The organism is Devosia sp., from assembly GCF_017307495.1.
Taxonomy (GTDB): Bacteria; Pseudomonadota; Alphaproteobacteria; order Rhizobiales; family Devosiaceae; genus Devosia_A.
The window spans coordinates 1-25,900 of the sequence record NZ_JAFKHE010000020.1 but is presented as its reverse complement, the minus strand read 5'-3'; the positions used below and the strand labels follow the sequence as shown (position 1 = coordinate 25,900).

The 25,900-nt window shown below is 66.8% G+C and carries 24 protein-coding genes, 1 tRNA gene and 1 riboswitch; of the genes, 16 read left to right on the top strand and 9 right to left on the bottom strand.

All coding sequences use genetic code 11. The annotated features are described in order from the left end of the window. Window positions 1-9: 9 nt before the first annotated feature. Window positions 10-315 carry a hypothetical protein gene (locus tag J0I99_RS12770; protein ID WP_291398051.1) on the top strand — a complete coding sequence of 102 codons (306 nt, stop codon included), beginning with the start codon at window positions 10-12 and terminating at the stop codon, window positions 313-315. 18 nt (window positions 316-333) lie between these two features. Here the strand turns inward: J0I99_RS12770 and J0I99_RS12765 are convergent, their stop codons facing one another. After that, window positions 334-540, bottom strand: a complete 207-nt coding sequence (locus tag J0I99_RS12765) for a DUF1674 domain-containing protein (protein WP_291390604.1) — start codon at window positions 538-540, stop codon at window positions 334-336. 92 nt (window positions 541-632) lie between these two features. Between J0I99_RS12765 and htpX the strand changes: the two genes are divergently transcribed. The 4 genes from htpX to purH all read left to right on the top strand — a co-directional run bounded on the left by htpX (window position 633) and on the right by purH (window position 6,346). Continuing rightward, window positions 633-1,619, top strand: coding sequence for a zinc metalloprotease HtpX (htpX, locus tag J0I99_RS12760; RefSeq protein WP_291390603.1), 987 nt, complete (start codon window positions 633-635; stop codon window positions 1,617-1,619). 6 nt (window positions 1,620-1,625) lie between these two features. After that, window positions 1,626-2,924, top strand: a complete 1,299-nt coding sequence (locus J0I99_RS12755) for an RsmB/NOP family class I SAM-dependent RNA methyltransferase (protein ID WP_291398049.1) — start codon at window positions 1,626-1,628, stop codon at window positions 2,922-2,924. A 58-nt stretch (window positions 2,925-2,982) separates the two neighbouring features. Continuing rightward, a complete protein-coding gene (locus J0I99_RS12750; RefSeq protein ID WP_291398047.1) occupies window positions 2,983-4,617 on the top strand; it encodes a heparinase II/III family protein in 1,635 nt (544 codons plus the stop codon). A 40-nt stretch (window positions 4,618-4,657) separates the two neighbouring features. Then, window positions 4,658-4,739: riboswitch (ZMP/ZTP riboswitch) on the top strand. 20 nt (window positions 4,740-4,759) lie between these two features. After that, a complete protein-coding gene (gene purH / locus J0I99_RS12745; protein WP_291398045.1) occupies window positions 4,760-6,346 on the top strand; it encodes a bifunctional phosphoribosylaminoimidazolecarboxamide formyltransferase/IMP cyclohydrolase in 1,587 nt (528 codons plus the stop codon). Window positions 6,347-6,454: 108 nt separating this feature from the next. Here the strand turns inward: purH and J0I99_RS12740 are convergent, their stop codons facing one another. Next, entirely contained in the window at window positions 6,455-11,215 is a 4,761-nt protein-coding gene (locus J0I99_RS12740) for an NAD-glutamate dehydrogenase (RefSeq protein WP_291398044.1), read from the bottom strand. Between the two features lie 176 nt (window positions 11,216-11,391). Between J0I99_RS12740 and leuC the strand changes: the two genes are divergently transcribed. Together leuC and J0I99_RS12730 are read left to right on the top strand one after the other, a co-directional pair. Beyond that, window positions 11,392-12,795 carry a 3-isopropylmalate dehydratase large subunit gene (leuC, locus tag J0I99_RS12735; protein ID WP_291398042.1) on the top strand — a complete coding sequence of 468 codons (1,404 nt, stop codon included), beginning with the start codon at window positions 11,392-11,394 and terminating at the stop codon, window positions 12,793-12,795. Between the two features lie 142 nt (window positions 12,796-12,937). After that, a complete protein-coding gene (locus J0I99_RS12730; RefSeq protein WP_291398040.1) occupies window positions 12,938-13,360 on the top strand; it encodes a metallopeptidase family protein in 423 nt (140 codons plus the stop codon). 103 nt (window positions 13,361-13,463) lie between these two features. Here the strand turns inward: J0I99_RS12730 and J0I99_RS12725 are convergent, their stop codons facing one another. Genes J0I99_RS12725 through tsaD form a run of 4 tightly spaced genes read right to left on the bottom strand, consistent with a single transcriptional unit; the run spans window position 13,464 to window position 16,202 of the window. Next, complete coding sequence (locus tag J0I99_RS12725; RefSeq protein ID WP_291398038.1) at window positions 13,464-13,889, bottom strand: EVE domain-containing protein; 426 nt, start codon at window positions 13,887-13,889, stop codon at window positions 13,464-13,466. Window positions 13,890-13,891: 2 nt separating this feature from the next. Next, window positions 13,892-14,185 (bottom strand): YciI family protein, encoded by a 294-nt coding sequence (locus J0I99_RS12720; protein WP_291398036.1) that lies wholly within the window; start codon window positions 14,183-14,185, stop codon window positions 13,892-13,894. After that, window positions 14,186-15,154 carry an NAD(P)H-dependent glycerol-3-phosphate dehydrogenase gene (locus J0I99_RS12715; RefSeq protein WP_291398034.1) on the bottom strand — a complete coding sequence of 323 codons (969 nt, stop codon included), beginning with the start codon at window positions 15,152-15,154 and terminating at the stop codon, window positions 14,186-14,188. Then, on the bottom strand, window positions 15,144-16,202 hold the full coding sequence (gene tsaD / locus J0I99_RS12710) for a tRNA (adenosine(37)-N6)-threonylcarbamoyltransferase complex transferase subunit TsaD (RefSeq protein WP_291398031.1): 1,059 nt from the start codon (window positions 16,200-16,202) through the stop codon (window positions 15,144-15,146). Before tsaD ends, J0I99_RS12715 begins: the two co-directional genes overlap by 11 nt. A gap of 96 nt (window positions 16,203-16,298) precedes the next feature. Here tsaD and hemC point away from each other — a divergent pair, with 96 nt between their 5' ends. From hemC to J0I99_RS12680, 6 genes are all read left to right on the top strand, one after another. Further along, window positions 16,299-17,234, top strand: a complete 936-nt coding sequence (gene hemC, locus J0I99_RS12705; RefSeq protein WP_291398029.1) for a hydroxymethylbilane synthase — start codon at window positions 16,299-16,301, stop codon at window positions 17,232-17,234. A gap of 14 nt (window positions 17,235-17,248) precedes the next feature. Beyond that, window positions 17,249-17,971 carry a uroporphyrinogen-III synthase gene (locus J0I99_RS12700; RefSeq protein ID WP_291398028.1) on the top strand — a complete coding sequence of 241 codons (723 nt, stop codon included), beginning with the start codon at window positions 17,249-17,251 and terminating at the stop codon, window positions 17,969-17,971. Between the two features lie 25 nt (window positions 17,972-17,996). Beyond that, on the top strand, window positions 17,997-19,271 hold the full coding sequence (locus J0I99_RS12695) for a hypothetical protein (RefSeq protein WP_291398026.1): 1,275 nt from the start codon (window positions 17,997-17,999) through the stop codon (window positions 19,269-19,271). After that, window positions 19,268-20,662 (top strand): heme biosynthesis HemY N-terminal domain-containing protein, encoded by a 1,395-nt coding sequence (locus tag J0I99_RS12690; RefSeq protein ID WP_291398024.1) that lies wholly within the window; start codon window positions 19,268-19,270, stop codon window positions 20,660-20,662. Before J0I99_RS12695 ends, J0I99_RS12690 begins: the two co-directional genes overlap by 4 nt. A gap of 235 nt (window positions 20,663-20,897) precedes the next feature. After that, the gene (locus J0I99_RS12685; RefSeq protein WP_291398022.1) at window positions 20,898-22,385 is read left to right on the top strand and encodes a phage integrase SAM-like domain-containing protein; all 1,488 of its coding nucleotides are present in this window, start codon (window positions 20,898-20,900) and stop codon (window positions 22,383-22,385) included. Window positions 22,386-22,484: 99 nt separating this feature from the next. After that, window positions 22,485-22,560: transfer RNA gene (locus tag J0I99_RS12680), tRNA-Thr, on the top strand. A gap of 76 nt (window positions 22,561-22,636) precedes the next feature. On the opposite strand, the gene J0I99_RS12675 is transcribed toward J0I99_RS12680, so the two are convergent. Both J0I99_RS12675 and J0I99_RS12670 read right to left on the bottom strand, forming a co-directional pair. Further along, window positions 22,637-23,380, bottom strand: a complete 744-nt coding sequence (locus tag J0I99_RS12675; protein ID WP_291398020.1) for a hypothetical protein — start codon at window positions 23,378-23,380, stop codon at window positions 22,637-22,639. 38 nt (window positions 23,381-23,418) lie between these two features. Next, the gene (locus J0I99_RS12670; protein ID WP_291398019.1) at window positions 23,419-23,838 is read right to left on the bottom strand and encodes a hypothetical protein; all 420 of its coding nucleotides are present in this window, start codon (window positions 23,836-23,838) and stop codon (window positions 23,419-23,421) included. A 208-nt stretch (window positions 23,839-24,046) separates the two neighbouring features. Between J0I99_RS12670 and J0I99_RS12665 the strand changes: the two genes are divergently transcribed. Further along, the gene (locus J0I99_RS12665; protein ID WP_291398016.1) at window positions 24,047-24,364 is read left to right on the top strand and encodes a MarR family transcriptional regulator; all 318 of its coding nucleotides are present in this window, start codon (window positions 24,047-24,049) and stop codon (window positions 24,362-24,364) included. Window positions 24,365-24,436: 72 nt separating this feature from the next. On the opposite strand, the gene J0I99_RS12660 is transcribed toward J0I99_RS12665, so the two are convergent. Next, the gene (locus J0I99_RS12660; RefSeq protein WP_291398015.1) at window positions 24,437-24,643 is read right to left on the bottom strand and encodes a hypothetical protein; all 207 of its coding nucleotides are present in this window, start codon (window positions 24,641-24,643) and stop codon (window positions 24,437-24,439) included. A gap of 91 nt (window positions 24,644-24,734) precedes the next feature. On the opposite strand from J0I99_RS12660, the gene J0I99_RS12655 reads away from it, so the two are divergent. Both J0I99_RS12655 and J0I99_RS12650 read left to right on the top strand, forming a co-directional pair. Further along, entirely contained in the window at window positions 24,735-25,106 is a 372-nt protein-coding gene (locus tag J0I99_RS12655) for a helix-turn-helix domain-containing protein (protein WP_291398014.1), read from the top strand. A gap of 142 nt (window positions 25,107-25,248) precedes the next feature. Next, on the top strand, window positions 25,249-25,662 hold the full coding sequence (locus tag J0I99_RS12650; protein WP_291398013.1) for an ImmA/IrrE family metallo-endopeptidase: 414 nt from the start codon (window positions 25,249-25,251) through the stop codon (window positions 25,660-25,662). The last annotated feature ends 238 nt before the right edge of the window (window positions 25,663-25,900 follow it).

The following is a 25,900-nucleotide window of genomic DNA, read 5'->3' as shown; positions in this document are numbered from 1 at the left end:
CCCAGCAAGATGACTCAGGTCCTCGTCAAGCACGACGAAATCCGGCAGTGGGCGACCGCCCGTTCCGGCAACCCGGCGATCGAGGACCGGCCGACCGGCATCGGCGGACCGCCGGTGCTGAGGATCGTGTTCGACCAGCAGGCGCTCAATGCCGGCGAGAACCAGTATGGCGACCGGCCGGGTGGGCTCGACCTCGTCGGCTGGGACGAGTGGTTCGAGCAGTTCGATGCGATGAAGTACGGCCTCCTCGTCGAGGATGAACGTCCAGGCGTGCTGGACGACTACTACGAGTTCGTGCCGCGCGATCAGCGCTAGCGACCGGTGTGGCCGCGCCTAGAAGTCGGCGGTCAGGCCCTTGATCTCCCAGTCGCCATAGCGGGCCGGGTCGAGGCCGCCGCGGCCGTTCTTCTCGTTCCTGCCGGCGGCCGCGCGGGCGTCGATCTCGGCCCGGCGTGCGGCCGCTTCGGCGAGCGCGCGTCGCGCGGCAGGCGACAGGGGGCGCGTTGCGGAGGATGCAGCGGGGTCGGTGTCGTGTTCCACGTTGGGTCTCGCTCCGGTCCTTGCCGGGAACCGCCGGCCATCCCATCTATTTGCAGCCTAGCAACGCAACCGAGGTACAAGACTTAAGGCCAATGTTCAACTTCCTGCGCACGACCGTCCTGCTCGCAGCCCTCACCGCCATCTTCATGGCCGTGGGCTATCTGGTCGGCGGGCAGAGTGGCATGATCGTCGCCTTCGTCATCGCCGCCCTCACCAACCTGTTCGCATACTGGAACTCGGACAAGATGGTGCTGCGCATGCAGAATGCCGTGGAAGTCGATCCGCGCACGCAGCCGGACCTCTATCACACCGTCGCGGGACTGTCGCAGCGGGCAGGCATCCCGATGCCGCGGCTCTACGTGATCGATACCGACCAGCCCAACGCCTTCGCCACCGGGCGCGACCCGAACAATGCCGCCGTGGCGGTGTCGGCGGGCCTGCTGCGCTATCTCGAGCCGCGAGAAGTGGCGGCGGTGATCGCGCACGAGCTGGCACACATCCGCAGCCGCGATACGCTGACCATGACGATGACGGCCACCATCGCCGGCGCCATCTCGATGCTGGCGCAGTTCGGCCTGTTCTTCGGCGGTGGCAACAGCCGCAACAATCCGCTCGGGCCGATCGGCGTGCTGATGGCGGTGATCGTGGCCCCGATCGCGGCGGCGCTGGTGCAGATGGCGGTGAGCCGGACCCGCGAATACGAGGCCGACAAGGACGGGGCACACATCTCCGAGGACCCGCTGGCGCTCGCCTCGGCCCTCGCCAAGATCAGCCAGATCGCGCAGCGCACGGTCAACGTCGGGGCCGAGCGCAACCCGGCGCAGGCGCACATGTACATCATCAACCCGCTCAACGGGCAGCGCATGGACAACCTGTTCTCGACCCACCCCAATGTCGAGAACCGCATCACCCAACTGCAGCGGATTGCCGCCGACATGCAGGTCGATCGCACCGGTCGGCGGGCCGAAACGGGTGCCCAGACCCTCCGGCGGGCGCCTGGGGAGAACGGTGGCGGCTGGCGTGTCCCCTCGACAGGGGCAAGCGAGGATGGCAATAGCAGCCGCGGACCCTGGGGCTGATCGCCGGTGAAGAAACAGAAAAACCCGCCCGGGCTGAAGCTTCGGCTCCTGGCCGCAGAAAAGCTCGGCGCCGTGCTCAAGGGGGCGAACTTCGCCCCCTTTTCCGTCAGCGAGATCGCCGACGGACGCGATCGCGCGCTCGCCAACCGGCTGGTCACGGTGGCGCTGCGGCGGCACGGGCAGATCAACCTGATGCTCGCCCGCTATCTCGACCGGGGCGTGCCGAAGAAGTCGGGGCCGTTCGAAGCGATCCTGCGTCTCAGCCTCGCGCACCTGGTGTTCCTGCCGGAGCTCGGGGACCACAGCGCGATCTTTCTTGCAGTCGAAGCGGCCAAGCGCGACACGCGCAGCCAGCACCTGAGCAAGCTGATGAACGCCGTGCTGCGCCGGGCCCAGGCCGAGGCGCATGCGTTGCGCCACCTGCCGCACGAGGCGCTGTTCCCCGACACGCTGGGGCCGTTGTGGCGCGACACCTACGGCGCGGCGGCGATCGAAGACTTCGCTGCGGCGCTGGTCGAAGGCGCGCCCCTCGACCTGACGCTCAAGGAGGCCGATCCGGCCCTGATCGAGGCCCTCGGCGCCGCGCCGGTGCTGGCCGACACCGTGCGCATCGACGAACGCGACAGGCCGGTCGAGGCCTTGCCGGGGTACGAGGAGGGGCGCTGGTGGGTGCAGGACGCCGCCGCCGCGATCCCGGCCCGGCTGCTCGGCCTCGCCCCCGGTGCGCGGGTGCTCGACCTGTGCGCAGCTCCCGGCGGCAAGACGGCGCAGTTGCTGAAGGCCGGCTATGCGGTGACCGCGGTCGACAACGACGCCGAGCGTGTCGTCCGCATGCAGCAGAACTTCTCCCGGCTCGGCTACGCGCCGCAGGTGCTGACGGCCGACGTGCTGGCGTACGAGCCCGAGGGCAGGTTCGACGGCATCCTGCTCGATGCGCCGTGCTCGGCGACGGGTACGTTCCGGCGGCATCCAGAAGTGATCTGGCATCGCAGCGCCGCGGATATCGCCGGTCGCGTTGCCCTGCAGCGCCGGCTCATCGAGCGGGCCCTGGGCTGGCTCGATGCCGGCGGAATCCTCGTCTATTGCGTGTGCTCGCTCGAGCCGGCGGAGGGCGAGGAGCAGGCGCACTGGCTGCTCGGGCGCGATGGGGTCGAGGCGCTGCCGATCACGCCGGGCGAGGTCGGCGGGCTCGCGGGCGCCGTCACCGACGAGGGCTTCGTGCGCACGCATCCCGGCTTGCCGCTTCCTGGGGATAAGGGCGGTACCCTTGACGGGTTCTTCGTTGCGCGCGTACGCCGCCGCTAGGTAGTTTCGCGTTCGGCCGGATACGTTCCGGCCGGGCCACTTGTGAGGACGTAGAGACTTGGCAAATCCGCTGCGTTTCCTCGCACGCCGAACCCTGCTTTCGGCCGCCGACCACCTGGTCACCAATCCGCTCGTCCGCTGGACCTGGACGGGTCCCTCCAGCGAGGAGATGATCGGTGCGCTGGGCGAGTTCCGCCCCACCGACCGCGAGACCGTGCTCGAGATGATGCAGGGCCGGTACCTGCTGGCCAGCAAGCTGGTCGATACGCACGGGGTGTCGCCGTTCTCGCTCGAAGTCGATCATGACGACTGGCAGGACGACCTGCAGGCGTTCAACTGGCTGCGTCACTTCCGCGATGCCCGGACCGACGAGGAGCGTCGCTTCGCCCGGACGCTGACGCTCGACTGGATCGGGCGCGACGGGCATTTCAACCGCGATACGTGGGGGCCGTCGCTGACGGCGCGGCGCGTGCTTAACTGGCTGCGGCACTACAATATCCTGCTCGAGGGCGCGACCCCCGACCAGGCGCAGCAGGTTTCGCGCTCGCTTTCGACGCAGATCTCCTCGCTCAAGCTCAGGGGCGGTCTCGCCACCGATCCGGTCGATGCGCTGCTCGTTGCCATCGCGCTGGTCGGTGTGGCGCTGTGCGCCGACCGGCCCCAGGTCGAGGTCGAGGCACGCGTGCGCCGGGTGCTCCACCACATCGACCACCAGGTCGACGACGACGGGCTGCACCGGACGCGCTCGGCCAAGACGCAGGTGCAACTGCTGGTTGAACTGGTCACCATCAAGCAGGCGATGCGCCGCGACCACGAGCAGTTGTCGGCCGAGCTCGACGAGATCACCGACAGCATGCACCGGGCCCTCGATGCGATCTCCCTGGGCACCGGCGAGCCGGCCTATTTCAACGGCACCGGGCAGATGCCGCACGACCTGATCGTCGCGGTGCAGGCGCAGAGCCCGGCGCGGGCGCGCGAGACCGGTGTCGTGGGCGGCTACGGGCGGCTGATCTCGGGACGCTCGATCGTGGTCGCTGATTCCGGCCTCGTGCCGGATCCGGCCTTCACGCGGCATGCCCATGCCAGTGCGCTGGCCTTCGAATTCAGCCACGGGCGCGACCTGGTGGTCTGCAATTGCGGGCCGGCCCCGTCCGACTACGAGGACGGGCTGCTGTTCCGGCAGGGCATCGCGCACTCGGCGCCTACGATCAACGCGCTCTCGGCGGCGGCCATCCCGACCAGCGGCCCGCTGGCCGGTCGGCTGGTGCAACTGGGCCGGCCCAGCGAGATCGAGGCGCGCAGCGCCGACGACACCGTGGTCATCTCGGCGCACGGCTATGCCGAGCGCTTCGGGGTGACGCTCGAGCGCCACCTGACGCTGCTGGCGGAAGGCAAGACCCTGGTCGGGCAGGACCGGTTCGTTCGCCAGCGCGGCCGGGTCTCGGGCGCCGCGTCGATCCGCTTCCACCTCGCGCACCAGACCGAGGTGCAGGTCACCGACGACCTGGTGCGGCTGCGGCTCGGCTCCGGGGCGGTCTGGACGTTCCTGTGGGAAGGGGCGGAGATGCGGGTCGAGGACAGCGTGCGGCAGTCGGCCTATTTCGGGTTCCATCGCACCCGGCAGCTGGTGCTCGAGGTGCTGGTGGCCGATGCGAGCGAAGTCAGCTGGATCTTCACGCTCGAAGAGGACTGAGGCGGGCACTTTCCAAGGCCGGCCGTTTCTGCAATAAGGCCCGCGTTCGCGCGACTGGCGAGAAGAGATGGGTCACCATCGGGGAACGCGAACGACAGCTGCCGCTCGCCTGGGCCCTCTCTCAAAACCTGACGGAGCCCCCATGTCCAACGCCGTTGTTCCCATCAAGCGCGCCCTTCTCAGTGTCTTCGACAAGACCGGGATGGCCGAGTTCGCCAAGTCATTGGCAGGGTTGGGCGTTGACCTCGTTTCGACTGGCGGGACGTCGAAGCTCATTGCCTCGACGGGCGCGGTGGTGCGCGACATTTCCGACCTCACCGGCTTCCCCGAGATGATGGACGGCCGGGTAAAGACGCTGCACCCCAAGGTGCATGGCGGGCTCCTCGCGGTGCGAGACAATCCCACGCACAAGGCTTCGATGGACGAGCACGGGATCGGCGCCATCGATCTCGTGGTGGTCAACCTCTACCCGTTCGAGGAGACGATCGCCAAGGGCGCCTCTTACGAGGAGACGATCGAGAACATCGATATCGGCGGCCCGGCGATGATCCGCTCGGCGGCCAAGAACCATGCCTATGTCACGGTAGTGGTCGACCCGGCCGACTATGACGTGGTGCTCGACAGCATCCGGAACACCGGCGGCGTGCCCTACGAGATGCGCCAAAAGCTCGCGGCCAAGGCCTATGCCCGCACCGCTGCCTACGATGCGGTGATCTCGGGCTGGTTCGCCAGGACCCTCGGTTATGACGAGATGCCCTATCGCTCCTTCGCCGGCCGGCTCAAGGAAGTGATGCGCTATGGCGAGAATCCGCACCAGTGGGCCGCCTTCTACACCACCGGCGAGCAGCGTCCGGGCGTCGCCACGGCGCGACAGGTGCAGGGCAAGGCGCTGAGCTACAACAATCTCAACGACACCGATGCGGCGTTCGAGCTGGTCTCCGAGTTCGATCCAGCCGTGCCGGCCGTCGCCATCATCAAGCACGCCAATCCCTGCGGCTTCGCCGTCGGCAAGACGCTGATCGAGGCCTACCGGCTGGCGCTGCGGACCGATCCGGTCAGTGCCTTCGGCGGCATCGTGGCGCTCAACCAGGTGATCGACGGGCCCACGGCGACCGAGATCGTCAAGGTGTTCACCGAGGTGATCGTCGCGCCCGACGCGACGGAGGACGCCATCGCCATCATCGCGGCCAAGAAGAACCTGCGGCTGCTGCTCACCGGCGCGCTCGCCGACCCGAAGGCCGAGGGACTGACCGTGCGCTCGCTCGCCGGCGGACTCCTGGTGCAGGGCCGAGACAATCGCAATGTCGACGACACCGAATTCAAGGTGGTGACCAGGAAGCAGCCGACCGAAGCCGAGCTGCGCGATCTGAAGATCGCGATGAAGGTCGCCAAGCACGTCAAGTCGAACGCCATCATCTACGTGAAGGACGGCGCGACGGTGGGCATCGGCGCCGGCCAGATGAGCCGGCTCGATTCCTCCCGCGTCGCGCATCGCAAAGCGATCGACGCAGCCGAGGCGGCCGGGATCGAGGGCGCGCTGACGGCGGGCTCGGTGGTGGCGTCGGACGCGTTCTTCCCGTTCCCGGACGGCATGCTGGCCGCGGTCGAGGCCGGCGCCACGGCGGTGATCCAGCCGGGCGGCTCGGTCAACGACGACAAGGTGATCGCAGCCGCCGACGAGGCGGGCATTGCCATGGTGATGACCGGCATGCGGCACTTCCGGCACTAACCTGCCCCCCTCCCGCTTGAGGGGAGGGGACGGGGGCGGGGGTGGTTCAATGACCACCGATGGACCCCCTCCCTCAATCCCTCCCCTCAAGGGGGAGGGAGGCGCGCCCTAAGTCCCCCGGGCCAGGTCACCCAGCAGACCGGCTGCCACCGAGAGCCGCGACACCGTCATCTCGCCCTCGGTGAGGTCGCGGACCGCATCGGCGACGCGGGTGATCGGCTCGCCGTGTCTGTCGCGCCAGGCGGCGAGGCGCTTGCCGATATCGCCCTTGCCCTCGGCGAGGACATCGCCGGTGAGGTCGCGCTGGGCCCGCATCAGGTTGGCCAGGGCGCGATCGAGGGCCATACGGTCGAACTTGTCGCTGAGCACGATGGCATTGCCCTGTTCGATGACGCGAGCGAGGCCGAAGGCGTCCATCACGCCGAAGAAGGCCTGGGCGGCCTCGCGCACAGGCAGGATAGCCTTTTCGGCGACCAGCACGATGTCGGTGCCGAGCGCGAGCACCGGCAGCTCGGCAAAGCGCCGCGCTAGTTCGCGCGGCGTGCCGGCCGTCTCGAGCCGGGTGGCGCGGTCGGCGACACCGGCTTCGAGCCACGGGCCGAGCAGGCCGCCGATCATGGCCCGCAGTTCGGCAATGCCGTCACGGTAGCGGTCGACGAGCGGGCGCAGCCCGTGCTCGAAGCGGCCGTTGCGCAGGAACCAGAGCGTTCCACGCTTCAGCAGCGCCTGGGTTTCGGCGTAGAGCTGCAGTTGCTCCCGGCCCGGCAGCTTGCCATCGAGCGCATCGACGTCGCGGTTCAGCTCCGGCGTGTCGTAGACGTCGCGCGCCGCCGCGTAGGCAGCGGCCACCTGGCCGGCGTCGGCGCTGCTCGCCGCCATCATCTCGGTGACGAAGGCTGGCCCGCCGCGGTTGATCATGGCGTTCGAGAGCACCGTGGCGATCACTTCGCGGCGCAGCCGGTGATTCGTCACCGTGTCCTCGAAGGTCTCGATCAGGCGCTCGGGGAAATAGCGATAGAGCTCGCGGCCGAGATAGGGATCGTCGGGAACGCCGGTCGCCAGCAACTGTTCATTGGCGGTGTTCTTGGCATAGGCGAGCAGCACTGCCAGTTCCGGGCGCGTGAGGCCGCGGCCGGACTGGGCCCGATGGCGCAGGGCGGCGTTGTCGGGGAGGAACTCCACGGTGCGGCTCAGCTCGCCCGTGGTCTCCAGCGCTTCGATGAGGGCGACATGCTCGGGCAAGGCTGCCAGGCCGCGGGCCTCCTCGACCGAGAGCGCCAGTGTCTGCAGGTAGTTGTTCCTCAGGCAGAGTGCGGCCACCTCGTCGGTCATCGAAGCGAGGAACTCGTTGCGCACCTGCGTCGTCAACTGACCGGTGCGGGTCAGCGCACCGAGCGCGATCTTGATGTTGACCTCGAGGTCGGAGGAATTGACGCCGGCCGAGTTGTCGATGGCGTCGGTATTGATGCGGCCGCCCTTGAGCGCGTATTCGACGCGCCCGAGCTGGGTGACGCCGAGGTTGGCGCCCTCGCCGACGACGAGCGCACGGATATCGGCGCCGTTGACGCGGACGGCATCATTGGCCTTGTCTCCGACCTCGGCGTCGGTCTCGGCCGAGCCCTTCACATAGGTACCGATGCCGCCGAACCAGATGAGGTCGACCTCGGCCCTGAGGATGGCGCGGATGACGTCGGCCGGGGATACGGCCTCGGCATTGAGGCCGAGCAGTTTCCGCGCTTCGGCGAAGAGCGGCACGGTCTTGAGGCTGCGCGAATAGACGCCGCCGCCCTTCGAGATCAGCTCCGGGTTGTAGTCCTGCCAGCTCGAGCGAGGCAGTTCGAACAGGCGGCGGCGCTCGGCGAGGCCAGTGGCCGGGTCCGGGTCGGGGTCGATGAAGATGTCGCGGTGGTCGAAGGCAGCGACGAGGCGCAGCTCGGGCGACAGCAGCATGCCGTTGCCGAACACGTCGCCACTCATGTCGCCGACGCCGACGACGGTGAAGGGCGAGGACTGGATATCGCGGTCGAGCTCGCGGAAATGGCGTTTTACCGCCTCCCACCCGCCGCGCGCGGTGATGCCCATATGCTTGTGGTCGTAGCCGGCGGATCCGCCCGAGGCGAAGGCGTCGCCGAGCCAGAAGTCGCGGGCGAGCGCGATCGCGTTGGCGGTATCGGAGAAGCTGGCGGTCCCCTTGTCGGCGGCGACGACGAGATAGGGATCGTCGCCGTCGCGGCGCAGCACGTCGGGCGGCGGGACGACGGCGTCGACCTCAAGATTGTCGGTGACGTCGAGCAGGGTGGAAACGAAGATCCTGTAGCAGCTGGTGCCCTCGCGCAGCACCGTCTCGCGGTCGGCGCCGGGCGGCATCTGCCGCGGCACGAAGGCGCCCTTGGCGCCGACCGGCACGATGATGGCGTTCTTGACCTGCTGCGCCTTCACGAGGCCGAGCACCTCGGTGCGAAAATCCTCCGGCCGGTCCGACCAGCGCAGGCCGCCGCGGGCGATCGGCCCGAACCTGAGGTGCAGGCCCTCGACGCGCGGCGAATAGACGAAGATCTCGCGATAGGGCCTCGGCTCGGGCAAGCCGTCGATCCTGGCACAGTCGAACTTGAGCGCCAGGGCGGGGCGGCGCATGCCGGCCTGGTCGCGCTGGTAGGCATTGGTGCGCACCACCGCTTCGATCAGGTTGAGGTAGCACCGCAGGATGCGGTCCTCGTCGAGCGAGCTCGTCGCTTCGATCGCGGCGGCGATGGTGGCGCGCGCTGCCGCCGTGGCGGCCTTGCGATCGGCGGGGAAGTGGGGGTCGTTCTCGGCGTGGAACAGGGCGACCAGCGCGGCCGAGACGTCGGCATGGCGGGCCATGACGCCGTTCAGGTAGTCGCGCGAATAGGAGATGCCGACCTGCTTGAGGTAGTGCGTCAGCGCGCGAAGGACCTCGACATCCTCCCAGCCCAGCGCCCTGGCCGGGGTCAGCCGGTTGAGCGCATCGCTCTCGGCCTCGCCCCGCCAGACGGCGAGGATGGCCCGCTCGATCTCGGCCCCGCGCGCCCGATCGTCGAGCTCGATAGTGTGGTCGGTCTCGAGCAGCATTTCGTGCAGGTAGGTCTCGGCACCGTGCCGGGGCGTCACCGTGAATGTATCCTCGTCGATCACGCGGAAGCCGAAATTCTCGAGCATCGGCACCCGGTCGCTCAGGGCGATCGGCGAGCCCCGGTGGTAGACCTTGAGGCCCATCGAACCGGGGCGGCCCTCGCGGGCGCCGAGCCGCAGCGCAATGGCGCGTTCGTCGGGCAGGAGCCGGATGACGGCAATGTCCTCGAGTGACTCGGCCGCCGTGTGCACGGCCTGGTAGTCGGCCGAAAAGGCATCGATGAAGTCGGCTATATCGGCCGCGTCGGGCGCGGCGGCGACGAGGCGATCGGCAAAGGTGCGGATGCGCTCGGCGACGCCCTGCTCGAGGTCCTCCTGGCTGGGGCGCGGCGTGACCCCGCCGTTGCGCCCGATGATGAAGTGGATACGGACCAGCTCGCCTTCGGGGAAGCTGGGATAGTAGGCGGAGAGACGGCCCTCGAAGACCTCCGCCAGCCAGTTGCCGATCCGGGCGCGGACATCGGAATCGTAGTGGTCGCGCGGCACGAAGACGAGCAGCGAGACGAAATTGTCGAAGCGGTCGACGCGCGAAAGCACCCGTACGCGGGGACGATCGACCAGGTTGGCGATGGCGGTGGCGAACGCGTAGAGCTGGTCCTCGTCGATCTGGAACAGCTCGTCGCGCGGGAAGGTGTCGAGCGCGTTCATCAGCGCCTTGCCGGCATGGCCCCTGGGGTCGTGGCCGGAGCGCTTCATCACCTCGCTGATCTTCTTGCGGATCAGCGGGACCTCGGTCGTGGGAGTGCCCAGCGACATCGAGGTGAACAGCCCGACGATGCGCAGCTCGCCCGAGGTATTGCCGCCCTCGTCGTAGAGCTTGACCCCGACATAGTCCATGTAGCTGCGCCGGTGCACGCGCGAGCGGATATTGGCCTTGGTGACCATGATCGGGGACGCCTCCTCGAGGAAGGCGAAGTGTTGCGGCGTCATCTCCACATAGCTGGCGCCGGCGCGCAGGAAGAGCACGCTCTTGTCCTCGAGGACGCCCAGTTCGCTGTCGAGCACCGGGATGAGCCGGGCATCGGCGCCCGTACCCTCGAGGCGGTACTCGCGCATGCCGAGGAAGGTGAAGTTGTGCTCGGCGAGCCAGCCGAGGAAGTGGATGGCTTCGGCGACCTGCGCCGGCGGGGCCTTGGGGGCGTGCGTGTGCCAGTCCGTCATGGCGCGCCTGACGCGGGCGAGCATGGGGCGCCAGCCGGCGACGGCGCGGCCGACGTCGGTCAGCGTGTCGTCGATTTCGCCCTGCAGCGCCTCGCGTTCGACCAGCCCCGGGAGCGGATCGATCTCGACATGCAGGAAGCTCTCGAGCCGGCTGCCCGGCCCGGGAGCCTCGAGCACGCGATAGGTGGCCGGGTCGAACTTCAGGATCGGATGCGACAGCGAGCGGATCACCCCGCCCCGGGCGCGGATGGCAGCGAGCACGCTGTCGACGATGAACGGCATGTCGGCGCAGAAGACCTCGACGGTCTCGGGCTCGCCCGGATGTGCCGGCGGGTCGACATAGATGTTGTGGCTCGCCAGTTCGCGCTTGCCGAGCCGGCCATAGGACCGGCGGAAGACGGCTTCGAGCTCGTCGAGGCCGCGCGTGCCGAGATCCTCGGGATCCGTCGCCTCGGCCACGGCGCGCAGGAAGCGGGCAAAGCTCGGCTCGGTCGAGAGATATCCCTCGGCCCGCGCAACCAGGGCCGCGCGCCTGTCGAGCAACGACACTTCGTCCATGGCAGTCCCCCGCTCTCCCTTGAGACGGACTATACCGGATATGGGTGAAGCATGTGTCGCTTTCGACGGCAACCCGATCGACTGGACGGCTAGCCCTTCGGCCGGCTTGACCCACGTGGTTGGTGGGGCTTAGAACGCCCCGTTACTCCTCAACCCGAGCTGGAAACTCACGGAAAATGGCCGGCAGAACGCTGTACGACAAGATCTGGGACGATCACCTTGTTTCGAACAACGAGGACGGGACCAGCCTTATCTACATTGATCGCCACCTCGTCCACGAGGTCACCAGCCCGCAGGCCTTCGAGGGGCTCAGGCTGAACGGGCGCAAGGTCCGCCATCCCGAGCGCACGCTGGCCGTGGTCGACCACAACGTACCGACCACCGATCGGTCGCTGCCCAACCCCGACCCCGAGAGCGCCATCCAGATCGCCGCACTGGGCGAGAACACCAGGGATTTCGGCATCGAGTACTATGATCCCTTCGACAAGCGACAGGGCATCGTGCACATCGTCGGGCCGGAGCAGGGGTTCACGCTGCCGGGCATGACCATCGTGTGCGGTGACAGCCACACGTCGACGCACGGCGCGTTCGGCGCGCTGGCGCACGGCATCGGCACGTCCGAGGTGGAGCATGTGCTCGCCACGCAGACGCTGATCCAGCAGAAGGCCAAGAACATGCTGGTGCGCGTCGACGGCCAGCTGCCGCCGGGCGTCACCGCCAAGGACATCATCCTCGCCATCATCGGCGAGATCGGCACGGCCGGCGGCACCGGCCACGTCATCGAGTTTGCGGGCGAAGCCATCCGCTCGCTGTCGATGGAAGGCCGCATGACCGTGTGCAACATGACTATCGAGGGCGGCGCCCGGGCCGGCCTGATCGCGCCCGACGAGAAGACCTTCGAATACGTGAAGGGCCGCCCGCGCGCGCCCAAGGGCGCGGCGTTCGACCATGCCGTCGAGTACTGGAAGACGCTGAAGTCCGACGACGACGCGGTCTACGACAAGGTTGTGATCCTCGATGCCGCCAAGCTCCCGCCGATCGTTTCCTGGGGCTCGTCGCCCGAGGACGTGATCTCGGTCACCGGCGTGGTGCCGAATCCCGACGACATCCAGGATCCCAACAAGCGCGCCTCCAAGTGGCGGGCGCTCGAGTACATGGGCCTCGAGCCCGGCACCAGGATCACCGACATCGCGGTGGAGCGCGTCTTTCTCGGCTCATGCACCAATGGGCGCATCGAGGACCTGCGCGCCGCGGCCAAGGTGGTCGCCGGCAAGAAGGTCGCGCCGGGCGTCAACGCCATGGTGGTGCCGGGCTCCGGGCTCGTGAAGGAACAGGCCGAGGCCGAGGGCCTCGACGTGATCTTCAAGGAGGCCGGCTTCGAGTGGCGCGAGCCGGGCTGCTCGATGTGCCTTGCCATGAACCCCGACAAGCTCAAGCCGCACGAGCGCTGCGCCTCGACCAGCAACCGCAACTTCGAGGGCCGCCAGGGCTTCAAGGGCCGCACCCACCTCGTCTCCCCCGCCATGGCGGCGGCGGCGGCAGTGGCCGGCCACTTCGTCGACATCCGCGAGTGGAACTAGACCCCTCACCCGTCTCGGCCTGCGGCCGATCCACCCTCTCCCCGACGGGGAGAGGAACAGGGGTGATCACCGCAGCTTGGGCATTCTTCTCCCCGTCGGGGAGAAGGTGGCGCGTAGCGCCGGATGAGGGGGCTTGCCGGCCATGACCAATCCATGGACTGACCGGGCGGCACCCAGCCTCGACGACTTCGAACAGATCGCGGCGGCGGCCTTTTCCGCCCTGCCGTCCGAGTTCCGCGAACTGGCGGGGAACGTGCCCTGCGCCGTCGCCGATTTTCCGGACGAAGAAACCATCCGCGAGATGGAGCTCGAGAGCGAGTTCGACATCCTCGGGCTGTTCCGGGGCGTCGGCTTGCCGCAGGGCGGGGCGATGCCGTTCACCGGCCAGATGCCCAACCAGGTATGGCTCTATCGCCGACCCATCCTCGACTACTGGGCCGAGAGCGAGGCCGGCGAGACGCTGGGCGAGATCATCACCCACGTGCTCGTGCATGAGATCGGCCACCATTTCGGTTTCTCGGACGAGGACATGGAAGCCATCGAGGCCGCAGCGGAGCGGGAGTAGGGCGCCCGCAAACACCGTTGCTGGTGCGAGCGTCTCCCTCCCCCTTGCGGGGAGGGGACAGGGGTGGGCGTCTCTTCCTGCGCCGATGCTTGTGGCCTTGGGCTCAGAGCCCGCCCATCTTGCAGATCAGCTTCCACTCCGCGTCGGTCACCGGCGATACCGACAGGCGGGAGAGCTTCACCAGCGCCATGTTGGCAAGCTCGGGGGTCTTCTTGATCGTTTCGAGCGTCACGGGCTTTGGCAGCTTCCTGACCGGCATGACGTCGACGCATTCCCAGACGATGTTGCCCTTCTCGTTGGGCTCGGCGGTCGAATCCGGGTGCGCCTCGGCCACCACCTCGATGATGCCGACGATCTCCTTGCCGATATTGGAGTGGTAGAAGAAGGCCTGGTCGCCCAGTTTCATCGCCTTCATGTTGTTGCGCGCGGTGTAGTTACGCACGCCATGCCACTCCTCCGGATGCCCCTGGTTCACCACGTCATCGTATGAGACGACGTTGGGCTCGGATTTCATCAGCCAATAGGCCATGCCTACCTCCCGGCGGATCTGTTGATGGTGAGGGCCCAGCGGCTGATGCTGTAGGTCTCGAACACGCCGTGCCGGATGTAGGGGTCCTCGGCGTAGAGCGCCGTTGCCGCCGCGAGGTCGGGCGCCTCGATGACCATGAAGCTGCCGGTGGCCTTGCCCTCCTCGGTCTGGAACGGGCCGGCGATCACCAGCCGGTCGCCGAGATTGTCGAGATGCTTCAGGTGCTCGGGGCGGACCGCCATGCGGTGCTCGAGGCCGTTCGGCTTGTCGGTGGCAATCATCGAATAGAACGGCATTCAGTGTTCTTCCCTCTTGAGCGGCCGCGACATGAGGCCGGCAACGATATCAGCGATCGAGGTATTGCCCTCGAGCAGCAGGTTTACCGCGTCGATCAGCGGGGCGTCGATGCGCAGTTCGTCGGCGAGCGCCTTGGCGACGGGCGCGGTCAGCACGCCCTCGGCGAGTTCGCTCCCCGGATGCGCGCCGCGCCCCAGGCTGACGCCGTAGCGGTAGTTGCGCGACTGGGTCGAGGTGCAACTGAGCGTCAGGTCGCCCAGACCGGCAAGGCCGGTGAGCGTGTGGGCGCTGCCACCCATGCGCACGACCAGACGGGTCAACTCGGCAAAGGCGCGCGCCAGCAGGGCCGAGCGCGCCGATGCGCCGAGCCCGGCGCCCTCGACCGCCCCGCAGGCCACGGCATAGATGTTCTTCAGCGCTCCCGCGAGTTCGACGCCCAGCCGGTCGTCGGCGGCATAGAGGCGGAAGGTCGGGCCGGCGAGCGCTGCGGCGATTGCGGAGGTCTGTTCGGCGTCGTCGCCGGCAAGGGTCACCGCGGTCGGTCGACCGGCGGCGACGTCGGCGGCAAAGCTCGGGCCCGAGAGAACATAGGGCGTGGCGCTCGGCACGATTTCGGCAAGCACCTCGCTCTGGCGCTTGAGGCTGCCGTGCTCAAGCCCCTTCGCCGTCAGCACCACCGGCTTGCCGCGCAGCCCCGCACCATGCTGATGCAACGCGTCGCGGCTCGCCTGGGCCGGGACGGCGAGGATGACGAAGTCGGCATCGGGCACGACTGCCGATGCGGTGACGGCGGGCAGCAGCGTGACGCCCGGCAGATGCACGGAATTGCCGTGCCATTCGTTGATCTCGGTGATGACGGTGGGATCGCGGCCGACCAGCGTCACCTGGCGTCCGGCCAGCGCGGCCGCCTGGGCCAGGGCCGTGCCCCAGGCCCCGGCGCCGATGACGGCGACGCGCTCAAGCGGCATGGTCGAGGCCCATGTCGGCGCTGTCGAGCGGCCAGCGCGCCTTGGCCGCGATGTCGAGCGCATCGGTGGCGCCGAGCGCGAGCCGCTCGGCGCCGGCCCAGGCCACCATGGCGCCGTTGTCGGTGCAGAGCGGGATGGGCGGCACGATCAGCTGGGCGCCGGAGCCGGCCGCGGCTTCTCGCAGCGCCGCGCCGATCGCCTTGTTGGCGGCAACGCCCCCGGCAACCACGAGGCGCCTAGGTTCGCCGGGGAACGCGGCGGCATAGCGCTCGAGCGCCGAGCGGGCGCGGGCGGCGACGATTTCGGCGACGGTGCGCTGGAAGCTGGCGCAGATGTCGGCGACGTCCTGGTCGGTGAGCGGCGCATGCTGCTCGGCGGCAAGGCGAACGGCGGTCTTCAAGCCGGAAAAGGAGAAATCGAGCCGATCCTGGTTGAGCAGCGGGCGCGGGAAGGCGAAGCGGTGCGGGTCGCCGCCCAGTGCGGTGCGCTCGACATTCGGCCCGCCGGGCACGCCGAGGCCCAGGAGCTTGGCCACCTTGTCGAAGGCCTCGCCGAGCGCGTCGTCGATGGTCGTGCCCCAGCGCTCGTAGTCGCCCACGCCGCGCACCAGCACGAACTGGCTGTGCCCGCCCGAGACGAGCAGCATCAGGTAGGGAAAGGCGATGCCGTCGGTGAGCCGCGCCGTGAGCGCGTGCGCCTCGAGGTGGTTGACCGCGACCAGCGGCTTGTTGAGCGCGGCGGCTATGGCCTTGGCGGTGGTGAGGCCGACCAGCACCCCGCCGATCAGGCCGGGACCGGCCGTCGCGGCGACGGCGTCGACCTCGCTCAGCTTCACGCCGGCCGCCTCGGCGGCTTTCGCGATGATATGATCGAGGTGGCTGACATGGGCACGCGCGGCCAGCTCTGGCACCACGCCGCCATAGGGCGCGTGCTCGTCGAGCTGGCTGCGGACGATGTTGGAAAGGATCGTGGCGTGCCCGGACGCGTCGCGCTCGACGATCGAGGCGGCGGTTTCGTCGCAGCTGGTTTCGATGCCGAGAACTCTCATGGCGCTTGTCCGGGTCCTATCTATGGGGGTAAGCCCTGCCCGGGCTCCATAGGGCTGCGCCCGGCCCCGCTTGGCGTACAATAGGTGTGAACTGAAATGCAATCGGCGCCTCTCCTTCGCATCGGCACGCGCGGCTCCATGCTGGCGCTGGCGCAGGCGCAGCTGGTGCAGCGGCTGCTCAGCGAGGCGCACGGCGTTCCACGCGAGGCGATCGAGATCCGCGTGATTACGACGAGCGGCGACCGGCTGACCGATCGCCCGCTCAGCGAGGCCGGCGGCAAGGGGCTGTTTTCCAAGGAGATCGAGGCGGCTCTTGAGGCCGGCGAAGTCGATCTGGGCGTGCATTCGAGCAAGGATCTGGCCTCGTTCCTGCCCGACGGGCTGGTGCTCGCCGCCTTCCTCGAGCGCGAGGATGTGCGCGATGCCTTCGTGTCGCTCAAGTATCGCAGCCTCGAGGCGCTGCCCCAGGGCGCCAGGCTCGGTTCGTCCTCGATCCGGCGCGCCGCGCAGATGCTCAGGGCCCGTCCCGACCTCGAGATCGTGCCGTTCCGTGGCAATGTCGATTCGCGGCTCAACAAGCTCGCGGCGGGCGTCGCCGATGCGACGCTGCTTGCCGCAGCCGGCCTCAACCGGCTTGGCAAGGCCGACAAGGTCACCGCCTATCTCGATCCGCTCACCTTCCTGCCCGCCCCGGCGCAGGGCGCCATCGGTATCGAGATCCGCGCCGACGATGCGCGGACGGCCGGGCTCGTCGGCGTGCTGAACCACGCGCGGACCGCGACAGCCATCGCGGCCGAGCGGGCGTTGCTCGCCACGCTCGACGGCTCGTGTCGAACCCCGATCGGGGCGTTTACCGAATTGAATGGGGTTTCGTGCAGGTTGACCGCCGAGATCCTGAGCCCCGACGGGCGTGAGTTCCATCGCGACAGCGTCGAGGGCGCTGCCGGCGATGCGGCGCGGCTGGGGAGGGAACTGGGGCAGCGCCTGCTGGCAGCGGCGGGCCCCGAATTTCAGCGGCAGTTCAAGGGGTAGGCCCGCAAGTGAGGATGCTCGTGACCCGGCCGGAACCCGACGCGAGCGACACCGCCGCTCGTCTCGAGGCGCTCGAGATCACGCCGGTGATCGCGCCGCTGCTGGTGTTCGAACCGCTGCCGGTCGATCTGCCGGAACCGGCGAGCGTCGCCGCCGTTGCCTTGACGAGCGCCAATGCCCTGCGGGCGCTGGAGGCGAGGGGAGCGGTGGAGCGCTATCGGCACCTGCCTGCCTACACGGTAGGCGATCGGACGGCCGACATGGCCGAGGCGTTGGGCTTCGCGATGGTGACGAGCGCCAGCGGCGCTTTCGCCGATCTGGCCGAAGTGCTGGTGCATGCCCGCATCGATGGTCCGATCTTCTACCCCTGCGGGCGGGAGGTGTCGGCCGATCTGGGGCGCTCGCTCGCCCCCTTCGGGCGGCAGGTGCTGGCGGTGCCCGTCTACGCGATGAACCCGCCCGCCGAACTGCATGCGGGAGTGGCGGCCGCGCTGGCGGCTGGCGAGATCGACGCTGCGCTGTTCTACTCGCGGCGCACCGCGGAGGCGTTCGTGCGCCTCACCGCAAACCTGCTCGACCGGCCCCAGCGCGCCCGGCTTGGCGTGCTGTGCATGTCGGAAGCCGTTGCCGAACCGCTCCTCGATGCCCATTTCGTGCGCGTGGGGTTGGCGGAGCGGCCCGACGAAGAGGCAATGATGGGGCTTGCCTTGTCGTTTGCCCGCGACCACAACCGGTAGGCGGAACAGGTAGGGGATCAGCCGAATGGCTCAACGCAAGTCGGGGCCCGTGAAGCCGCCGGTCATCGATTTGAAGGCGAGGGAGGCTGCCGCCAGCACCGACGAGGGCAAGGCCGAGGAGGCCGCATCCGAGGGGGGTGGAGCGGGTTCCGCCGCCATGCCGGTCGAGGAGCCGCAGCGCACGCCGCCGCCCCGCCCGCAGGCGCGGCTTGCCATGCCGTGGAGCGCGATTTCCATTGCCGCCGTCGGCGGCGCGCTGCTCGGGGCCGGCCTCGTCTACGGCCTGGGCAACTGGGTACCGCTGCCGAACAATGTACCGGTGATTGCCGATCCTGCCGCCCGGCTCGATGCCCAGGAAGGCGCGATGGCGGGGGTCGAGAACCGCCTGGCGGCGGTCGAGGACCAGGCCAGGCGCACGCAGGTCAGCCTCGATGCCACCATTACCCAGCTCGACGCCGGGTTCAGCGAAGTGCGCAAGTCGATCGCGGCGCTGCCCGCGACCCCGCCGGCGACCGATCTCGGCCCGATCGAGGCCGAGCTCAAGAGCCTGTCCGATCGGGTCACCGCCATCGGTGCGGGGGCCTCGAGCGCCGACGCGGCGGCGCTGGCGCAGACGATCAACACGATCGAGGCAGGGATCGCCGGACTAAAGACGGCAGGCGCCGACAGCCAATCGAGGCTGGCGAGGCTCGACCAGGCCGTGGCGGCGCTGCAGCAGGAGATTGCGACGCTGAAGACGGCGATCTCGACCGCCAACCAGACCATCGGCAGCGGCCAGATCGCGCCGGCGGTAAAGCTGCCGCTGGTGGTGTCGGGGCTCGAGAGCGCGCTGGTCAACGGGCGGCCCTATGCGGCCGAGATCGCAAGCATCCGCACTCTGCTGCCCGATCTCGCCGTGCCCGACCTTGTCGCAGGCGCCGCCGAGACGGGCCTGCCGCGCCCGGACCTGGTGGCCACCCGACTTGCCGCCGCCGTGCCGGAGATTCTCGCCGGGCGCGCCGCGACCAGCAGCGGTGATCTGGGCACCGATGCGCTCGAGTGGATGAAGGGGCTGCTGGCGCTCAGGCCGGCCGGGGAGATTGCCGGCGATACCCCCGAGGCGCTCGTGTCGCAGCTCGAGGCGGCAGTGGGCCGGCATGATTTCACCGGGGCGGCCAAGCTCCTCGCGGCGCTGCCGCAGCCGATGCAGGCGGGGGCCGGCTCGGCCGGCGCCGACATCGTCAAGCTGGCGACGGCCGAGCAGTTCCTGACCGAACTCAGGGCCAGGGCACTGGCCCCGGCGACGGGAGCCAACCCGTGATCCGGCTGGCCTACTGGCTGATCGCGAGCCTGCTGGTCACCGCCGGCATCGCCTGGCTGATCGGGCTGCCGGGGACGCTCACCATCGAGTTCCTCGACTACCGCATGCAGCCGCGGCTGGGCATCGCCGCCCTGCTTGCCGTCCTTGCCATCGTGGCCGTCATTCTCATCTGGGGCATGGTCAAGCGCGTCATCGCGGCGCCCTACTACCTCGCACGCCGTTCGCAGGAACGGCGCAAGGACCAAGGCTACCTCGCCCTCTCGGACGGGTTCATCGCGCTGCAGGCGGGCGATGCGAACCGGGCCCGGCAACTGGCCCGCGAGGCTCAGTCCAACCTCCCGCGCAACGCGGCGGCACAACTGCTCGAGGCGCGCGCCGACCTCGCGCTCGGCGACATGCATTCGGCGCGCGAGCACTACCGGGCACTGATCAGCAACCGCAAGACGGCGCTGGCGGCACTCAGCGGCCTCTACGACCAGGCCCGCCAGCAGGGCCGGGTCGATGCGGCGCTCACCTTCGCGCACAAGGCGCTCGACATCTCGCCGCAGGCCCCGTGGGCGCGCGAGGCAGTGTTCGAGGACCTGACGCGCAACGGGCGCTGGGACAAGGCCTATGACATGATCGCCGACGATGTGGCGGTGACGCGTGAGGAAAAGACCCGCAAGCGCCGGCGCCTGGCGGTAGTCGAGACGGCCCGGGCGCAGCTGGCGGAAGGGCGCGAGCCGAGCGCGGCCCTCGAACACGCCCTGGCAGCGCTGAAACTGCAGGCGGATTTCGTGCCGGCGGCACTGATCGCGGCGCGCATCTACTCCAATCGCGGTGAAGCCCGCAGGGCCATGAGCCTGCTGCGCCGGGTGTGGCGGGCGACCTCGCATCCGGATGTCGCGATGCTGTTCGCCAATGCCGTGCCGGGCGCGTCGGCGGTCGACCGGCTGAAGCGGGTGAGGGAACTGATCGACAGCCCGCCGCCCAACAAGGCCGGCGCGCTGGTGCTGGCGCGCGCGTCGATCGAAGCTTTCGACTGGGCCGGGGCGCGGCAGGCGCTGGCCGGCTACAGCAGCGCCAGCCCGTCGCAGGCGGTGTGCCTGCTGATGGCCGAGATCGAGGACGGGCAATCGGGCGACAAGGGCAAGGCGCGCGACTGGCTAAACCGGGCGGCACACGCTCCGCGCGATCCGGTGTGGACGGCGGATGGCATCATCGCCGACGAGTGGGAGCCGCTCTCGCCGGTGACCGGCAGGCTCGACGCGTTCGAATGGCGCGTACCGACGAGCGCGGTGGCGACCCGCACCGGGCCGACCGCCACGCCGGCCCGCCTTGAAACGCCGACCCCAGCCAAGCCGGAAGCGGAAGCGCCATCCGTCACACCGCTTGCCCTGCCCGAGGGCTGATGGGCGCGAGGCCCTTGCGCGTGAAGTTCGGCGCCTGTAAGAGACGCCGGTCCGCCGCTACAAGCGCACCGGGCACGCCGCATTAGCTCAGTCGGTAGAGCATCTCATTCGTAATGCTGGCGACGCGGCGAAATATAGCTGCATAATTCAATAATTTCAACCAGTTAGCGGTTTGGTTGTAGCATAGAGAAACCTATGCTACATAGTCCTTGGAATTGTCCGTCGGATAACCGCCTTGGCCAAAAGGAAGCTCGTTCCCGCATCGCAGAAACCTGCTGCTAGTCGCAGTGTGGTTCCCATCCCAGCGACGATCGAGAGCATCAAAGGCTACCCCGAAAAGCTCATCATCTTTCAGGTGCCAGCATCGCCGTTCTGGTGGACCCGATACCATGACGGCAAACCGATCAAGCGCAGTACGAAGGCCACCGACAAGCGCGACGCCATCACTTTCGCCAAGCAGTTCTACGAAACGCTGCTGGTCAACAAGCGACTGGGGATCAGCAACAACCCGCGCCAAACCTCCTTCGTGATCGCCGCCGAAGAGGTCATCGAAGATGATCTGCAGAAGGCGCAGAGGGGCGAACTCAGTACCTCCTATGTCGCCAACCACAAGACGATCATCAGGGGGCACATCGCTGCGTTTCTGGGCACGTACGAGCTTGGTGACATCGACTATGCGGTGCTCGACAAGTTCAAAACCTATCTTTTCGGCAAAGGCCTGTCTGCGGCGTCGGTCAAGCTGAACTTCGTCTACGTGAAGAAGATACTGGATCATGCCCAGCGCAAGGGCGTCATCCGCAGTTCGCCGCTGCTGCCCAAGATCAAGGCAGAGGACAATGCGCGTGGCTATTTCGCGCTGTCCGAATACGCGCTGCTCCGTCGTACCGCACACAAGCTGATCGGTCAGCGATACGAGCTGAGGCAGGCGGCCAAAGACGATGGCGATGGTGACGCGCCATCGGCCAAGCTTAAGAAGCTGCGCAACATCGACATGACGGCGGAAATGGCGCTGCTGATCCCGTTCATGGTCTACAGCTTCATCCGGCCGACCGACCTCAAGCAGATCAAGCACCGCCATATCGAGATCAGGCAAGGAAAAGACGGGAAGGACTACCTATGGATGCCCATCCCCACCAGCAAGAAGCACGACAAGCCCATCACGTCGATGCCGCGTGCCGCAACTTTCTACAAGCGCCTGAAGGCGAACCGGCTAGCTCAGCTTGATGACCCGAAGACGATAGACGACGAGTATGTGTTCGTACCGCAGCACCCGAACAGGACCTATGCGTACAGGCAGCTTGCCCGCCAGTTCGACGTCCTGATGGAAGCGACTGATCTTCGGGAAAGCGCTGATGGCGAAGCCCGCACGCTGTACTCTTTGCGGCACACCAGCCTGATGTATCGGCTGCGTTATGGGGCGCAAATTAGCCCGCTAATCCTAGCCAACAACGCCCGCACCAGTGTTGAGATGCTGGAGCGGTTCTATCTGTCCCAGCTTGAAAGCACGCATGTCACAGCCGACCTGCACGCCAAGAAGCCGACGACGCCCAAGCGGAAAGCACCTGTTGCTGTTAAGCGCGGACGCACCGTCATCGTTACGCCGACCGAAGGTGCGGAGGTTCATATGCCGCACGGTCCGCAATCGACCAGCATCAGCAGTGCGGATACCGGTTTGGCGCTCAACTTCGACGGGATAGCCAATGGGTCGGCTCCCGACCGATAGACGCTCCGCACCGACGGCAAACCGGGCGTTTCATGCCGGTCCACCGATGCACAAAAAGGGGTTTGAACTAGGCTCGCGATACGCTATGTAGCGCCCGTTGCCGCTTTAGCTCAGTTGGTAGAGCATATCATTCGTAATGATAGGGTCAGGTGTTCGAGTCACCTAAGCGGCACCATTTATCTCACAAAATCAGATATTTGGGCGCATTCCTGTAGCACGGATACGCCTGAATTGCGCCGGCGACAGGCGTTCTACCAGCGCGGCTCAGGCTGATACGCAGCCGTAGCGATTACCTTTGTGGCGTCCGCCCTTCCGCCATAGGTCCCCATCAGAGAGCCTTTCTCGTCGTCGGACACGGAGGTGACACGGTGAAGGTGCCAGCGCTTGTCCTTAGCAGGCGACAGCCGATATGTCCGGCCGTTGCGCCGGCTGTACCAGCAGATAGACTTTGCTAGTTGCGTCCATCCGCAATCTGCCCCCGAAAGCAGGCGCTGTTCGCGAGCTAAGCGGTCTTGTTCCTTGATACGCTCATACCTGTCCCGTTGCTCGGTTCGAAGCCGCTCCTCCTCGTTCTCCACGTGGGCGCGCAGTAACCCGATGATCGCCGTTAACTCGGTGCCCCCTGCCTTTTCGCGCTCGTAAATCGCGAGGCAGCTGTCCCGAAACTCCTCGCGCGCGAACGAGTAATGGTCCTCCTCCTCAAGTGCGACTAGCCTTTGCGTCACATCCGTTGACGTCAGGGATGGACCGTCCATTTGGTTGAGGAAAGTGCGCAGGTCTTCAGGGGGTATCCAGCACGCTATGGCGGACTTGAGCAGAAGCTCACGCTGTGCGTCCCACTTCTTCCAAGGTGAGCTTCCCCGATCCAGCCTCTTAACGATCTCACCGGCCAGCTTGCTCACCGAGTAGGGATCGCGAATATGGCGCAGCGACGGGCTCCTCACATAGGAGAAGAGCAACTCCTTCACCGCCCATACTCGCTCATCCTCAACCATTGAGGCTCAGGCTCCCAGCCAGCGACAACGCCGCTCGTTCAGGGAATATACTCGAAGTCGCATTCCGTGAGATAGATAACGCCGCCTGTGAACACATCGTACGTGCCGACGATGTTGTAGCCGCCGATCTTCTTGACCGTGTCCATCGCCGCAATCCGCTTCTCCTTCGACTTCTGCGCGCAGATCAGTCGAGGAATGTTGTCGCCAACGCCGACGTAGAACGTGCTGCCTTCCGTTTGCGTAGTGAACACGAACGCACCGTTGACGTGGACGGTGTTGCCCTCCATCTCCAGCAGCAGCCTATCCAGCGACATGCCGTCGGACGTCTGGCCCATCCCCACCGCCATTATGATCTCGCTGCCGTCGATGGTGTAGTCCGCCGCCGAAACAGGAACGCTGCTCACCAGCACCAATGACAGAGCTGCACTCGCCACAACCGACATCGCACTCACACGCATTGCTAACCTCCTGTTTTGACCAGCAAAACAGCATGCATCGAAGGTGGAGGGCAAAGCCGAATGGCTCGGAAAGTCCGAGCCAATTCCGGTTGTTTTCTTCCGTCGCTGACAGGCAAACACTCCGAAAAGGAGTGCTGTCGGAGTGGATGGGGGCAAGCTGGCAAGACGATTGCTGCTCCTCCGTTCATGGGAACGGCAGCACATGCCAATGGCTGGCTCGGTCATCGCCGGCGACATTGTGCTGTTGGCTCTGGCACGCGACGACGGTGATGCAGCCCGTGTGAAGGACTTCCACCTATCCCTGCATTACAGCGAGGATCGCGTTAGCCAGGTCTTGAAGGAGCTAGTGCGTGATGGCTGGCTGGTCATGGAACGCGACGAAGCCGACAGGCGCATGCGGAAGGTGCACGCAAGCGACAGGCTGGAGCTGCTGTTCGCCGAGTATCAACGGTTCCTTCTTGAGATGCTCACCGTCAAAAGTGACGGCGCTGACAATGGGAACGAAGGGGGAATTGGGCTTCATTAGGAAGTAGCAGCCCACTGTTGCAGGCTGCTACTCAGTTTCGGTGGGGGAGGAGCTTGGGCAACGCCCAGCCACTTACTTTTCCCGCAGAGTGGTGCGGGGATTGCCGCCGGGCTTCACGAACTTGCCCGTGATAGCGCTCCGATAGGCGCCACCCGTGCTGCCGCTCTTACCCGGTGCTTCGAGCACGGTGGTACGAGGGCTACGCTGCCCGTGCGCGGCAGTGACGTAACGACCAGAGATCGCGCTGCGATAGTGGCCGCCGCCTTTTCCCTTTGACATTGGGAAACTCCTTGAATAGGCATCGATTGCCGATGCGGTTGTTGATTGCGATATTGCAACCGTCCATAGGTATTGCCGACAAGGAATCGAATTGCAAGATAGCAATGACATCGCTCTGCCGAAATTCGACGGGGAAAGGTTTTTTTCCGCGCTTGACGCTACGCGCAGCGCACGCGGAATCACGTGGAAGAAGGTGGCCGAGCAAGCTGGTGTTCCAGCATCTACGCTGACGCGAATGTCTCAAGGCAGAAAACCTGACGTTGATACCCTGTCAGCGCTTTGCGCATGGTCTGGCCTAAAGGCGGACGCGTTTATCTCCAGCCAGCCAAGGCAAAAACCGGAGACACTGTCTGAAGTTACCGCGTTGTTTCGCGCAGACCCCAACCTATCTAAAGAAGGGGCAATCGCTCTAGAAGCGATCATCAAAGCTGCCTACGAACAGATACGGAAAATTCGGGGTTAGCTCGCCGATGGCGTTGAGGCGCGGTTTCAAGACTGAAGCTAACTGGTGGTCCCGCTCATTGCGTGCGGAACTAGGACTTGGTCCTGCCAGTCCGATGTGTCCGCGGAAACTGGCGGCTCATTTGTCCTTGCCGTTGCTCACCTTGACCGAGTTCACCGACATTGCGCCCCAAGCGGTGCAGTATCTCTCCAGCCAAAAAGGACAGCGCGACTTCTCTGGCGTGACCATCACCTACGCTGGCGAACGATGGATCATCCACAACGACGCCAACGATCCGGGTCGGCAGGCGGCCGACATCGCGCATGAGATCGCACACGCTTTGCTTCAACACCCTGTCACTGCAATGTTCCAATCCGACGGCAGCCGGTCGCACAACAAGGAGCACGAGGAAGAAGCCAACTGGCTTGGCCCAACCCTGCTAGTGTCTGACGAGGCCGCCCTGTTCGCGGCATACAATAGGCTGTCGGTTGGAGATGCCGCCGAACTGTACGGGGTTTCGCGCGATCTTATGCAGATGCGGCTGAATGTCAGCGGTGCAAGAAAGCGCGTCGCATAGCAGCGTTAGGGCCTCTTCCACCCAGCCTTGAGCCGATCAAGGACGTTGTCGATCCAGTGTTCGTACCAGTACCAATGGTTCGCCACCATTGTTGATTTCCGCCGAGAACTGACCCGGGATTTCCACCGAGAAGTGACCCGCCTCTAGGTATGTTTCGGGTCGGGTTTGATGGTCAAGGTTCTGGCTTTCTCCTTCGTGGTTTTGGGATCGTGAGCGGAGCTGTTCTTGAAGCGGAAGC